Origin of the sequence: Parashewanella curva (genome assembly GCF_003675895.1) — a bacterium.
GTDB lineage: Bacteria > Pseudomonadota > Gammaproteobacteria > Enterobacterales > Shewanellaceae > Parashewanella > Parashewanella curva.
Map to the genome: position 1 here is coordinate 65,376 of NZ_ML014753.1, position 13,644 is coordinate 79,019.

The window sequence follows — 13,644 nt, forward strand, 5'->3', positions numbered from 1 at the left end:
CCTGCTTATTATCACCTCAAGCCAACGCTTAGATTTTAGAAACCTAGACTAGATAACAAATCGTCAACTTCATCTTGTCCTGATACAACATCATCCCTTGTATCGGCATTTAGAATCGGACCTTCAGCTTCAATTTTATTTTTATTTTTTTCTTCCGAGTTTGCTGATGCATGCTCACCAAAAAGAGTTAGCATGGATACCAAGCTACTTTCGACTTCATGAACAAGTTCGATCACACGTCTGATCATTTGTCCGGTAATATCTTGGAAGTCTTGAGCCATTAAAATTTGATTAAGCAAATCTCGTAATCTAATGGAGTCGTGCCCACTTCTTTGCATCATATCTTGTATGTCGAAGCACAGTTTTTTGAACGTCTCAAGGTCAATATCTCGACGCATGAGCTTGTCCCAAGCAGGTTGGACATTATTGATGTTACTGATCAATGCATCAGCCAATGGAAGTGACTCTTCAACCGCATCCATGGTTTTATTCGCGGCTTGTTCCGTCATATCAATAACGTAATTTAAGCGCTCTTTTGCATCAGGTATTTCATTATTGGTCAATTCAGTAAGACGGCTATCAACTTGAAAGTCGATCAATGCACTATGAAGCTCACGAGTCAGCTTTCCAATTTCCTCGTAGAGCTCATTTTGAATAGGCAATGAAATCTCTTTAATGACTTCATCTGCTTGCTGTTGTTCTCCCGCAGATAGAAGTTCAACTAGCTGTTGCGCCTGCTCAAGAGTGATCAGGCCTGATAATTCTTCCGACATACAACGTCCTTGCTCGGGTTAGCCCAGTCTTTCGAAAACTTTATCAAGCTTCTCTTTTAGGGTGGCTGCAGTAAACGGTTTTACTACATAGCCGTTAACACCAGCTTGAGCTGCAGCAATAATTTGCTCACGCTTTGCTTCAGCTGTCACCATGAGTACAGGAATAGATTTGAGTTTCTCATCAGCTCGAATGGCCTTAAGTAAGTCAATTCCCTGCATACCAGGCATATTCCAATCAGTGACCACAAAGTCAAAGTCGCCTTTTTGCAGCATAGGTAGTGCGGTGGTTCCGTCATCGGCTTCTTGGGTGTTATTAAATCCCAAATCCCGCAACAAGTTTTTAATGATACGTCTCATTGTTGAGAAGTCATCAACAATAAGTATCTTCATATTCTTGTCCAAGGTTTCCTCCAAGGGCTTTTGTAATCTTATCTTTATGGTAAAAAGCGAACGGAAACTTAATTAGACAGAGTTAAACAACCAATTAGTATTTGGATATCCAAACTGGCCGTAGCGCATCTAACAAGGATTTCCCATCAATCAAAAGTAGCTATTTATGAGCCACTAAATAGTTTTTGCTTTTTTAATTTTGCGTCCAATCTCTCAGCTTACCTTTAAGCCTGAGCATGGCTTGACTCAATATTTGGCTTACTCTTGACTCACTCACTTCAAGAATAGCGCCAATTTCTTTTAAATTAAGAGCTTCGTCATAATACAGCGAAAGCACTAAAGCATCTCGTTCAGGCAATTGTTTAATGCCTTGCACTAACGCTTTTTGAAAATTTTGCTCTGATAGAGCATCAAAAGCATGATCTTCAGGTTGGTGCTCTTCACGGAGCACATCATGCGAAACGCCTAAATCTTCAAAACCAACGATTTTTCCTGTCGCCACATCATTTAAAATATGGTGATATTCTTCAATTGGTATATTTAATTCGGCCGCAATTTCAATATCTGAAGCTTCTCTTCCTAATTCTTGTTCAAGCTTCTCTATCACCTGATCAACCATACGTTGATTTCGATGAACCGACCGTGGCACCCAATCTCCTCGACGGATTTCGTCCAACATTGCGCCTCGTATGCGAATGCCAGCAAACGTTTCAAACTTTGCACCTTTACCGCTATCGAATTTACCTGAGGCTTCTAAGAGCCCCATTAACCCGGCTTGTAATAGGTCGTCAAGTTGAACAGATGCTGGAAGTCTCGCAAGAAGATGGTGAGCGATTTTCTTAACCAGTGGAGCATACTGTTCGACTACATTTGTCCTATCGTCAAAACTAGTATACGCAGCGGCCTTATTCACTCACATTTCCCTCATGGTGATCAGGCCGTTGAACCAAGCGTTCAATAAAGAACTCAAGGTGCCCACCGGGTTGTTCAGGCACAGGCCAACTTATAATTTTATTCGCTAAACTATGATAGGCAATAGTTGATGGGGATTTTGGAAAAGCTTCGACAACTAATTTTTGTTTACGCACTGACTTACGAACATTATCGTCGTAAGGAACAGTGGCAACTAACTCTAAAGCAACATCTAGGAAGCGGTCGGTAACTTTGCTTAACTTGGCAAACAATTCCATTCCTTCTCTAAGTGAGCGCACCATATTCGCGACAATCTTAAAACGGAATACACCATGTTCACGACTAAGTATTTTTATTAATGCATAAGCATCGGTAATAGACGTTGGTTCGTCGCATACCACAATTAATACGTCCTGAGAGGCTCTTGAGAAACTCAATACCATGTCTGAGATACCGGCTGCGGTATCAACAATTAACACATCAAATTGAGTTCTCATTTCACTAAACGCTCGAATTAATCCAACATGTTGAGCCGGAGTCAGTTCTACCATGGTTTGTGAGCCTGACGTAGCAGGAATAATGCCTATTCCTTTAGGACCACGGACGATGACATCATCCAGTTCAGACTCTCCTGAAAGAACATGGGAAAGATTTTTCTCTGCGCGGATACCTAACATGACGTCAACATTGGCTAGCCCCAAATCGGCATCCAGAATTAATACACGCTTGCCTTTTTCAGCAAGGGCTACTGCAGTGTTGATGGAAACGCTGGTTTTACCAACGCCACCTTTACCACCACTTACGGCAATAACTTTCACTTTTTCGTTATTAGGTTGATTCATCATACGTAAACCGCTTGCTTGATCTTGGGTCATAGCTTTACTCAAACTGCCAAAGCGAATGTATTCGCTTTACTTGCTATTAATTCTGTTATTAATGTTAGTAATGTTCGTTATTTCGAACTTCCCAATTGGAATTCGTATTATGTACGAAATCAGGTTTCGATTCATCTAATACTGATAATGCTTGTTCGGCTAATTTTAAAGAGTCCGCCACATGCATATCTTCTGGAACCCGTTGCCCGTCTGTCACATACCCTAGGGAAAGTTGATTTTCAACCAATACACTTAAAGCCCCAGCTAATGATACTGATTCATCTAATTTAGTTAATATCGCACCTGCTAATGGTACACGCTGAAAATGCTCTACAGCCTCTTGCAACACACGACGCTGGGATGTTGCAGACAATACCAGATAATTGCGGATAGGTATGCGTTTATTTTCAGCTAAGTTATCTAATTGTTGATATAATCGAAGATCTCTTTGTCCCATCCCTGCAGTATCTATCAATATTAGTTTACGGTTTCTAAATTGATACAGTATTTGCTCTAGCTCCGTTAAATCATGAGCAAGCTTTACTGGACATCCCATAATTTTGCCATAAGTAGCCAATTGCTCATAGGCACCAATTCTATAATGGTCCATTGTAACCAAAGCAACTTGGTCACTACCATGCTTAGCAGCAAAACGAGCAGCAATTTTTGCCAAACTAGTTGTTTTTCCTACACCTGTAGGGCCGACTAATGCTACTACGCCCCCACGTTTTATAATATCATCACCTTGATTGTCGAGTAAATTTGCTAAATTCTGAGGTAAAGCGTTTACTAATTCAGCAGGTGTAAAATCTGACGTTAGTTCTGCCAATTGTTTGGCGATCGTCATAGAAAATTCAGCTTCGATTAGCTTACTTTCCAACATAGCACCAACAGGATCAACACGTTGCTTCTGTTCATTTAACAAGCTAGAAACTTGATGAGTGAGCAAATTACGTAATGATGCCAACTCATCTCGCATCTGCTGCATTTCATTGTTAGTGGTATAAGGTACCTTATGCTTTTCAGGGCTAGGCGTAAATGTCGCCGCTTTGGTCTGTTTTTGAGCTGCGGCTTCCATTCCTCTAGCCCATGCCGGTAACTCCATATCTTCTTGCTTTTGTTGTTTTTGTTGTTGCAACTTGGAGTGTTGACGCTCAAGAAGGGCTTGTAATGAATCAGCAGAACCAGACTCTTTCTTAGGTTCAGTTATTGCAGGCTTGCGGTTTTGACCAAGTGAAACTTTGTCATCTAACAAGCTTCTGAATCCCGATTGTGATTTTGCTTTAGTAGGTGTGGTGGCTGGCTGAGCAATACTTGGCTGAGGCTCATCATAATCCACAGCTGCAACCACTTCGATCCCATCTTCTACTTTCTTATTTGACATAATTACAGCATCAGCACCCAAAGTTTCCTTCACTTGGGCAAGAACACTTCTCATATCTTTAGCAAAAAATCGTTTAATCTTCACGGTTACTTCCTCTATTGACCGACTGCTGACACAATTCGGATTTGTTTCTCATCCGGCACTTCCTGATAGGAAATGACTCTTAAGCTCGGAATGGTGTGCTTAACAAATCGCGATAAAGTCGAGCGTAACATTCCTGACGTCAACAATATGGCGGGCTGACCGATTAACTCTTGCTGTTGTGCAGCGTCTGTAAGCGACTTCTGCATGCGTTCTGCAAGGCCTGGTTCAATGTTTGGCCCATCACCACCTGTTGCCTGCATAGACTGATGCAACATCTGTTCCAACTCTGGAGCCAATGTTATGACAGGCACTTCGGTTTCTGGTCCTGCAATCTCTTGTACTATCATTCGCTTCAATGCAATTCGCACTGCAGCCGTAAGAACTTCAGTATCCTGACTCTTAGGCGCATACTCTATCAAGGTCTGAACTATAGTTCTTTGATCTCGAATAGAAACTCCCTCTTCGAGTAAGTTTTGCATCACTTTGACAACGATTCCTAGTGACAAGACTTCTGGAATAAATCCATCCACCAATTTGGGAGAGTTCTTCTTCAAGAGATCTAATAGCTGTTGAACTTCTTCATAGCCTAATAGTTTGGCAGCATTGTTAGTCAGTAGCTGACTGATATGAGTCGCGACAACAGTTGCAGCATCAACCACGGTATACCCCAGTGTTTGAGCATGCTCTCGCTGCTGAGGGTTAATCCATACGGCTTCCAATCCGAAGGCGGGATCTTTAGTTACCGTACCATCAAGCTGACCATAAACTTGACCGGGATTAATGGCGAGTTCGCAGTCGTGTTGAATATCCGACTCACCAACTACCACACCCATTAACGAGATTTGATAACTGTTTGGAGATAAATCCAAATTATCACGAATATGTACAGCAGGAACTAAGAAACCAAATTCTTGAGACAGCTTTTTACGAACCCCTTTAATGCGATTAAGTAGCTCACCATTTTGATTTTTATCTACTAGAGGAATAAGTCTATAACCTACTTCAAGTCCAATCACATCCACATGACGAACATCATCCCACCCAAGCTCTTTTGTTTCAGCTTCTTGTGGTTCTAATGCTTCTGCATCTGCCATTTCTTCCGCTTGCTGTAGACGCTGCTGATTCCGACGATATATAAAATAAGCCGCACCACCAGTAAATAAACCAAAGCTTAAAAATGCTAAGTGTGGCATACCGGGAACTAAGCCCATAACGGTCAACAAACCAGCAGCAATCGCTAAAGACTTATGATTGTCAAACATCTGACTCATCATCATAGAACCCATATCACCGGATTCATTTTGGCGAGTCACCATTAATGCTGCTGCAATCGAAAGTAACAAACCTGGAATTTGCGCGACCAAGCCGTCACCAATGGTTAATAAGGTATAAATTTCAACAGCACTTGAGAAGTCCAACCCATGCTGAACCATACCAATAACGAAACCACCAAGGATATTGATGATCAAAATCATAATCCCAGCGATAGCATCCCCTTTTACAAACTTAGATGCACCATCCATCGCTCCGTAAAAGTCGGCTTCTCGGGTTACTTCGCTGCGTCGGGTTCGGGCTTGATCTTGGTCGATAATGCCAGCGTTTAAGTCAGCATCAATAGCCATTTGCTTACCCGGCATTGCATCCAAGGTAAAGCGAGCACTTACCTCCGCAATACGACCGGCGCCTTTGGTTACTACGACAAAGTTGATAATGATAAGAATAATAAAGACGACCAAACCAACAGCATAGTTACCACCAATAACCACATTACCAAAGGCTTCAATCACTTTACCAGCAGCATCTCCACCATTATGTCCTTCGAGTAATACAACACGAGTAGACGCTACATTCAAAGCAAGCCGTAATAATGTTGCTACCAGCAATACAGCTGGAAATGCGGCAAAATCCAAAGGGCGATTAGAGTAGATTGCAACGAGCATGACCACTAAAGCGAGAGCAATATTGAACGAAAATAAGGTATCTAATAGCAATGCAGGCATTGGCAAAATAATCATCGCCATGGCTGCAAGTACCAATATAGGTGTCCCTACCCCTTTGATATTCGATGTGTTTAACTGCTTAAATCGACCTAATATGGCGTTCATTCAAAAAACCGATGTTTGACACTTTTTCAATAATAAACGGTTAAAAGCAAGGAATAAGCCAAAATGCATACAAGCCAACCAAACGCTCATTTTGCAACCAGTTAGGATTAAGTTCACAAATTTTAGTGAAGAAACTCTAAACTGCGCCGATAGCAAATTACGGTTCATTTTGTCTTTAGCTGTAATATGAAGAGCTCCTTGTCGATTCGATCACTAGTCTTGCTTTGTTTGGCTTGTATATTTTTGACTGTTCTAGTGTTTACTTTTTGGTTTAATGCCAGCACCCAACGGGAAAACCTAGAAGAATTTGCTCAACAACACACTCATAGTGTTACCAAATCATATTTTGATTCTTTGAATGCCATGATGCTTACCGGAAGCATCAATAATCGAGAGATGATTCGAGAACGCTTGATTGCAGAGGACGAAATAAACGATATTCGTATCATCCGCTCTCCTGCGTTAAATAAAGTCTTTGGCTCTGGATTAGCAAGTGAACAGATACAAGATAACTTGGATCAACGTGGTATTAACGGTCAAACCATCAATGAAATTCGTCAAACTCCTAATGGGCGAGTATTAACACGTATTGAACCTATTTTAGCGCAATCAAATTATCAAGGTGTGAATTGCTTAGGCTGTCATCAAGTACCAGAAAATACACAATTAGGAGCATTGAGAATTGACTACTCACTGGCCTCTGAAGACAAAGCCTTAAATAAAAGCCTTTGGACCACAGGTTTGGTACAGTTAGCGTTATTTTTCATCGCCTTCATTTTTACCGCCTATATCTTGAATCGCGTTGTTATTGCTCGCCTAAGAGAACTGCGCCATGTAATGAGTACTATTTATCAAACATCAGATCTAACTATAAAACTAGAAGATAATCGCGAAGATGAAATTGGTGTAGTTTCGTCAGCCTTCAATCAAATGGTTAGACAAATTAATGACACCCTTTGCTCTGTAGTATCGAACGCTCAACAAGTCACCCAATCTGCAATTGATATTAATTCGGTTGCCAACACAACCAAAAAAGAAGTACAAGCCCAGAAATATAATACCGACCAAATGGCGGCAGCCATGACTGAAATGGCGGCTTCTGCTGAACAAGTGAAATGTAATGCTGAGGGTACAGCCTCGCACTCCCAAAAAACGAATACCCTTGCGACTCATGGTGAAAGCCAAACACATGATGCAGTTAGTGCCATCGAGGGTTTAAGCCAAGAAGTACAACACGGAGCTATGAGAATCCAACAACTCGATCAGCGAACAGATGAAGTAGCGGCTGTTCTATCTGTTATTTCGGGTATTGCAGAACAAACTAACCTACTCGCTCTTAACGCTGCGATTGAAGCTGCTCGAGCGGGAGAACAAGGCCGAGGTTTTGCCGTTGTGGCAGATGAAGTAAGAACATTAGCTTCACGTACTCAAGAATCCACTGAGGATATTCGTCGTACCATCGAAGGGCTAAAAGAAGAAACGTCTGATTGTGTTTCGGTCATGAATACCGCATCCAGTCTTGCTAAGCAGCAAGTTGCATCAATACAAAGTGTTGCGGTTGAGTTAAAGCAAATTTCAGACGCCGTTAATGAAATTTGTGAGCTAAATGCTCAAATGGAAACCGCAGCAGCAGAGCAAAGTGAAGTTGCAGAATCCATTAACAATAACGTAATAGAAATTGCTAATTCGACAGAAACCACTTCTAAGGATGCTGAAAATACCGCAGAAATCGCTGAGCACTTATTGGATATGGCTAGTCAGTTAGAAAAAAGTGCCAAGCAATTTAAATTAAGGCTCTAACCTTTCCATTAAGACTACAGGGAAGCCAAATCAGGCTTCCCTTATTGAGTACTCAAGCTATGGTAGAGAGAAGAAATAGATTTAACGCACTAACAAGCTATTCATTTATCTTAACTTTTAATGCTTTCAATGCATTAACTGAAAAACCTCGGTCGTAAAAATATAATACCTTTCCATTACCATCAATTAACATCACTCGTGCATTATTGGGATTATGGTTACCAGTAAACCTCTGCAAGATATTGGCGTCATCATATAAAGTAACCACGCCTTTCCATAACTCTTTAGGGATCCCTTTTCTCATGCCATTGTTGATAAAGCCCTGAAAAATATTTGGCATAATGCCAGCTGCAGCGGCTAACTCATAAGTCGGGACCTTAATGCTTAACTCATTTAACCCTATCATCCAGCGATCAATATCAAACTGACTGGCTTATAGGGCCTGTTGATTTTTCTTGCTTATTTTGGCAGCGATAAATTGGTTATCTTATGCAAGGCAGAGTTTATGAAGTGTGGTTGCCCTACATAAACAAACGATAACGCAGCAGAAGTGACCAATTTACTCTGTCTCCGATGCTTTTGAGCACTCCCTGTTCTTTGTTGTGAGCAGCTTACTTAGATGGCTAAGCTTCACCGCTCACGCCTTGAACAGGAATGTGCTCAAATAGCACAAAATTCAAGCCTGAAAGATCAACAGGCCCTTGATAACCAATCAATAATAAAGTTTGCGAATCATCAAAATTATTGGGGATCTTAACGCTACGTTTATCGAGTGTTTCCCCTTTCATGACAGGTAAAGTTTCTTGCAACACGGTTTGATTTGGGTATGAACTGCTACAAGCCACTAACCAGATTGATAATAGGAAAATCAGTACCTTTTTCATTTCGCTACTTCCTTAGTACCATCTGTACAGTACTGATTGACCGTTCCAAAAATGCCCCTTCACAATAGCCGAAATAATACAGCCATAACCGCTTAAATGTGTCATCGTAACCGTGGTGTTTTATCTCATGCCATCGCAGTAAGAACCGCTCACGCCAATGAGCTAAGGTTTTAGCATAGTGCAGACCTATGTCTTCCACTCCCTCGACAACGAGGTGTGTTTTTTTCTGAGTCAATGCAGTCATCTCTGCTATGCAAGGTAAAAATCCACCGGGAAAAATATATTTTTGTATAAAATCGACGCTATTTTTGTAGGGTTCGAATCGCTGGTCAGCAATAGTAATCGCTTGGATCAGCATTTTTCCATTGGGTTTTAGCCGGTCATTACATATTTTGAAAAATTCTGGCAGATAGCGATACCCTACCGCTTCAATCATTTCGATGGATACCAATTTATCAAACGTACCTTCCAGCGTACGATAATCTTGTTTAAGCAAGGTAATACTGTCTTGTAACCCCAACTCATTTATACGCTGCTCTGCATAAGCGAACTGTTCTTCTGAAATAGTGGTTGTTGTTACTTTACAGCCGAAGTGACTTGCAGCGTAAACCGCTAATCCTCCCCACCCTGTCCCGATTTCGAGCAAGTGGTCACTGGGCTTTAAATCTAGCTTTTGACATATTGCATCAAGCTTATTGAGCTGTGCTTGTTCCAATGTGGCATTAGGATCTGGATAGATGGCGCTTGAATACATCATTTCTTTATCGAGAAAACGAGTATAAAGCTCATTGCCTAAGTCATAATGAGCGATGATGTTCTTTTTAGAACCCGCTAAGCTATTTTTGTTTGCCCAGTGGGATAAGGTTTGGCTTATTTGGCTCCACCAGCTTTGTTTGGACTCTAATTTATCAGTAATCTTTTGCGCTTTAGCAAACAAACGGATCACTTGTGTCAAATTGGATGTCGACCATTTGTTCTCAATGTATGCTTCTGCAGCGCCAATGCTCCCATTGATCACCCAGTCTCGATAACAGCTCCAATCATGGATCCTTATCTCAGCATTCAAGCATTGTTCGGTTCGACGCTGACCAAATCTATGTTTCGTTGAATCAGGCTCAACAAGACTAAGCTCGCCGTCGAGTAACTGAGCCAGCTGCTTAAATATAAAATCACGACAACGATTTTGCAGCCATGTTGGTTTGGTGATATTTGAAGTTACAATATTTTCCATTACTGATCCTTACTCACCTTATTTTGTTTTTGATAAGTGGTTATTGGTATTCCCTTTAGAAACAGCCGAAATGCTTGCCAGTAGATGCCAAATAGGACTTTTAAGGTCATCATTGGCACACACAGCCACAACTTAAATAATGCCCCACGTGTAATAGATATCTTTCTTAGAAACATTCCAGCTTCAAACAGTTTTTTAGGGTTCCCTAACTCAAATTCGTTCCAATTTTGTATTTTTATTAATACATCTTCTTTATTAAGGTTTGGTGGTAATATCGCCCATCGATATTTCATATCGTTATTCATAAAGGGCGAGACATGAAAGGCCTTTTGCGTTTGTTCAGACTCGATAAACTTCATATCTACCAAGTAATAATGACGTTCATTCCATGGCGTATTACTGACTTCTACCAAGGTATAGTGACACTTACCATTATTGTCATAGCAAAAATAAAAGTTAGCTGGGCTGAAATACAAACCTAAACACCGAAGCTGAGCCAGCATCAGCACTCGGGTGATTGGCTTCTCACCACCTAAGGCTTTTACCTTGTCTTTGATACGCTGAGTAAGTGACCCCAGATCATCACGCAAATAATCTTTTTCACAGAACCTCATTGGGTGATACCAGCGTTGACCAAATGGCCAACAATCAACACCACCACCCGCCATTTCATCAGGATCAATCGCCATCATATATAACGAATAGTCAAAATGATGAGGCTTGGGTTTATATCGAGAATGATAAACCGAGCCTTTATAAATACTTGAAAAATTCAGTTTACTCATCGAAGCCACACCCAAAACGCTTTGCTATCTCGACCGCACTCTTTACCCCATCTTCGTGGAAACCGTTATACCAATAGGCTCCAGCAAAGTGCGTATGCTTGATACCGCAGATCTCTTGTTTGCGTTGCTGCGCTGCTAATGACTCAATGGAATAAACAGGATGATGGTAGTTAAAGCGACCTAATACCTTAGATGGCTCAATACGCTCTGTTTGGTTGAGGGTCACACAAAAGGTGGTGTCACTTTTAAGCCCTTGAAGGGTATTCATATTATAAGTGACGCACGCTGGACGACTGCTTGATAAACCCAACTGATAATTCCAGCTCGCCCACGCTTTGCGACGCTGAGGAAGAATATCTGAATCAGTATGAAGCACCACATCATTACTACGATAAGGAATACTACCTAGAATTTCGCTTTCAAGCTCTGTTGCATCATCGAGTAAAGCTAAAGCCTGATCAGAATGACAAGCAACGACGACTTCATCAAACTCAAGGGTTTTATTCTCAAAGATTAATTGCACCTTGTTATTACGGCGGGTTATCCCTTTAATATTCTGGTCGAGATGAATGTCATTTTTAAATGGTTCTATCAAAGGTTCTAAATAACTTCGAGAGCCTTTAGGGATCACATACCACTGTGGTCTATCTGTAATATTCAACAAACCATGATTATGGAAAAAGCGTACAAAGAAACGCAGCGAAAACAGCCGCATATCATCGAGTGATGATGACCAAATGGCAGCTCCCATTGGTAAAATATAATTTTGACAAAAGTAGTCACTAAATTTGTGTTGAGATAAAAATTCCCCGAGGGTTTGTGAAACACTGAAGTCATCACTAGCATAGAGTTGTTTACAGTGTTTGTTGAATCGCAAAATCTCCCTGATCAATCCCCAAAACTTAGGGTTGAGAATATTGCGTCGCTGAGCAAACAAGGTATTAAGGTTGTGGCCGTTATACTCAAGCCCCGTTTGAGCGTGTTTAACAGAGAAACTCATTTCCGTTTCTTGCTTATCAACACCTAATTCAGATAAAAGCGTTAAAAAGTTAGGGTAAGTCTTGTTGTTAAATACAATAAACCCTGTATCAATTGCGTAAGCTCTATTGTCGACTTCCACATCCACTGTAGCCGTATGGCCACCAATGCGATCCGCTTTTTCAAATACACTTACATTATGTTTCTTTGACAGTAGATAAGCTGCCGTTAATCCCGAAATGCCGCTACCAATCACGGCAATATTTTTTATCATCGAGTCGTCCTTGAAATCATCTTGCTCCACCAAGCAAAAGGCAGGAGTGAAAACATTTTTAATAACAGGGTTAAACGTTTAGGAAAATGAATGTAACGTTTACGTTTTGATACACCTGCAAAAATTGCTTGTGCCGCTTGTTCAGCATCGATCAAAAAAGGCATTGAGAAGTCGTTTTTATCAGTAAGTGGCGTTTTCACAAAACCAGGGTGAACAAGGCTAACATCAATATTGTGTGGTTTTAGGTCAATCGTTAAGCTTTTGGCTAAATAGTCCATGCCGGCCTTAGAGGCACCATATCCTTCAGCCCGAGGGAAAGGCACAATCGTTGCGCTAGAACTCACCAACACCAATTGTCCACCATGCTTTAATTTAGGCAATAAGCTCTCTAATAGATAGCCAACAGAAATAAGATTGGTTTCAATATTGTGCTTAAAAAGACTGGCATCGAAATGTTTAGCGTCGTCAATGTACTTACAATCACCAGCATTTAGGATCAGAATATCTAACTCATCAATATCCCTTGTCGCTTCTACAACTTGTTGCTGCTGAGTCACATCAAACACCAGCCCTGTGCCTTTGACGTGAGCTTGAGTCAGTTCTTCAAGCTTTTGCTGGTTGCGACCACAAGCTATGACGTTAAAACCTTGAGAAATATATTGTGAATATAGCGCTGCGCCAATCCCTGATGAAGCACCTGTGATCAAGACTTTTTGCATTTTCCGATGAACCTTTTTAGCTTACGTACCATAAACCCTAGTAGAGGGACATGTTCATATACCATTTCCCCAACATCGTAATAATCACGGTGATAAATGACTTTATCCCCTTGCCCTCGAATCAGTGAATGTCCTTCAACCAAAATGGGATTTCCACGATTAATTTTGGGGTTGATAAAGGTCATCTTCCAATACAAAGCGGCATTACGCTTATCAAAGAAAGTCTCGTAAATATCAAATTCGCATGAAGTAGTATTCTTGTACATGGTCTGGAAATATTCATGCAGTTCATCGACACCCACGACACGATGAATAGGATCTCGAAATACGACATCTTCATGATAAACATCTAAAATTTTGTTAAGTTCTTGCTTAGTAAGAGTTTGATAAAGCTCAACAATATTGTTGAGCCAAATGGGATTGGATGAATTCTCAAGTTGTGCAGACATT

General features: G+C 41.0%; 13 protein-coding genes and 1 pseudogene. 1 reads left to right on the forward strand and 13 read right to left on the reverse strand.

Annotated features, from left to right (window positions below):
* Positions 1-35: 35 nt before the first annotated feature.
* The 6 genes from D5018_RS00340 to flhA form a co-directional block, all read right to left on the reverse strand.
* The gene (locus D5018_RS00340) at positions 36-773 is read right to left on the reverse strand and encodes a protein phosphatase CheZ (protein ID WP_121837001.1); all 738 of its coding nucleotides are present in this window, start codon (positions 771-773) and stop codon (positions 36-38) included.
* A gap of 18 nt (positions 774-791) precedes the next feature.
* On the reverse strand, positions 792-1,175 hold the full coding sequence (gene cheY, locus D5018_RS00345; RefSeq protein WP_121837002.1) for a chemotaxis response regulator CheY: 384 nt from the start codon (positions 1,173-1,175) through the stop codon (positions 792-794).
* Between the two features lie 181 nt (positions 1,176-1,356).
* Positions 1,357-2,076, reverse strand: coding sequence for an RNA polymerase sigma factor FliA (locus D5018_RS00350; protein ID WP_121837003.1), 720 nt, complete (start codon positions 2,074-2,076; stop codon positions 1,357-1,359).
* A complete protein-coding gene (locus D5018_RS00355) occupies positions 2,069-2,950 on the reverse strand; it encodes a MinD/ParA family protein (protein WP_121837004.1) in 882 nt (293 codons plus the stop codon). The genes D5018_RS00350 and D5018_RS00355 overlap by 8 nt, the downstream gene beginning before the upstream one ends.
* Before the next feature lie 64 nt (positions 2,951-3,014).
* A complete protein-coding gene (gene flhF, locus D5018_RS00360) occupies positions 3,015-4,418 on the reverse strand; it encodes a flagellar biosynthesis protein FlhF (RefSeq protein WP_121837005.1) in 1,404 nt (467 codons plus the stop codon).
* Between the two features lie 11 nt (positions 4,419-4,429).
* Entirely contained in the window at positions 4,430-6,523 is a 2,094-nt protein-coding gene (flhA, locus tag D5018_RS00365) for a flagellar biosynthesis protein FlhA (RefSeq protein WP_121837006.1), read from the reverse strand.
* A 255-nt stretch (positions 6,524-6,778) separates the two neighbouring features.
* Between flhA and D5018_RS00370 the strand changes: the two genes are divergently transcribed.
* Entirely contained in the window at positions 6,779-8,323 is a 1,545-nt protein-coding gene (locus D5018_RS00370) for a methyl-accepting chemotaxis protein (RefSeq protein WP_243637348.1), read from the forward strand.
* Positions 8,324-8,420: 97 nt separating this feature from the next.
* Here the strand turns inward: D5018_RS00370 and D5018_RS00375 are convergent.
* The 7 genes and pseudogenes from D5018_RS00375 to D5018_RS00405 form a co-directional block, all read right to left on the reverse strand.
* Positions 8,421-8,753, reverse strand: a pseudogene (locus D5018_RS00375) (hypothetical protein); the annotation flags it as partial.
* 193 nt (positions 8,754-8,946) lie between these two features.
* Positions 8,947-9,207, reverse strand: coding sequence for a hypothetical protein (locus D5018_RS00380; RefSeq protein ID WP_121837009.1), 261 nt, complete (start codon positions 9,205-9,207; stop codon positions 8,947-8,949).
* A 4-nt stretch (positions 9,208-9,211) separates the two neighbouring features.
* Complete coding sequence (locus D5018_RS00385; RefSeq protein WP_121837010.1) at positions 9,212-10,438, reverse strand: SAM-dependent methyltransferase; 1,227 nt, start codon at positions 10,436-10,438, stop codon at positions 9,212-9,214.
* Positions 10,438-11,223 carry a DUF1365 domain-containing protein gene (locus D5018_RS00390; RefSeq protein ID WP_121837011.1) on the reverse strand — a complete coding sequence of 262 codons (786 nt, stop codon included), beginning with the start codon at positions 11,221-11,223 and terminating at the stop codon, positions 10,438-10,440. The genes D5018_RS00385 and D5018_RS00390 overlap by 1 nt, the downstream gene beginning before the upstream one ends.
* Positions 11,216-12,472, reverse strand: a complete 1,257-nt coding sequence (locus D5018_RS00395) for an NAD(P)/FAD-dependent oxidoreductase (RefSeq protein WP_121837158.1) — start codon at positions 12,470-12,472, stop codon at positions 11,216-11,218. Before D5018_RS00395 ends, D5018_RS00390 begins: the two co-directional genes overlap by 8 nt.
* Positions 12,472-13,194: an SDR family NAD(P)-dependent oxidoreductase gene (locus D5018_RS00400; RefSeq protein WP_121837012.1), complete on the reverse strand. Its 723-nt coding sequence runs from the start codon at positions 13,192-13,194 to the stop codon at positions 12,472-12,474. Before D5018_RS00400 ends, D5018_RS00395 begins: the two co-directional genes overlap by 1 nt.
* Entirely contained in the window at positions 13,179-13,643 is a 465-nt protein-coding gene (locus D5018_RS00405) for a nuclear transport factor 2 family protein (RefSeq protein WP_121837013.1), read from the reverse strand. Before D5018_RS00405 ends, D5018_RS00400 begins: the two co-directional genes overlap by 16 nt.
* Position 13,644: the final 1 nt, after the last annotated feature.

Excerpts from the sequence above, each read along its gene's own strand:
- D5018_RS00340 (WP_121837001.1), bottom strand. The coding sequence starts at position 773 with ATGTCGGAAGAATTATCAGGCCTGATCACTCTTGAGCAGGCGCAACAG.
- D5018_RS00355 (WP_121837004.1), bottom strand. The coding sequence starts at position 2,950 with ATGACCCAAGATCAAGCAAGCGGTTTACGTATGATGAATCAACCTAAT.
- D5018_RS00380 (WP_121837009.1), bottom strand. The coding sequence starts at position 9,207 with ATGAAAAAGGTACTGATTTTCCTATTATCAATCTGGTTAGTGGCTTGT.
- D5018_RS00390 (WP_121837011.1), bottom strand. The coding sequence starts at position 11,223 with ATGAGTAAACTGAATTTTTCAAGTATTTATAAAGGCTCGGTTTATCAT.
- flhA (WP_121837006.1), bottom strand. The coding sequence starts at position 6,523 with ATGAACGCCATATTAGGTCGATTTAAGCAGTTAAACACATCGAATATC.
- D5018_RS00400 (WP_121837012.1), bottom strand. The coding sequence starts at position 13,194 with ATGCAAAAAGTCTTGATCACAGGTGCTTCATCAGGGATTGGCGCAGCG.
- D5018_RS00385 (WP_121837010.1), bottom strand. The coding sequence starts at position 10,438 with ATGGAAAATATTGTAACTTCAAATATCACCAAACCAACATGGCTGCAA.
- D5018_RS00405 (WP_121837013.1), bottom strand. The coding sequence starts at position 13,643 with ATGTCTGCACAACTTGAGAATTCATCCAATCCCATTTGGCTCAACAAT.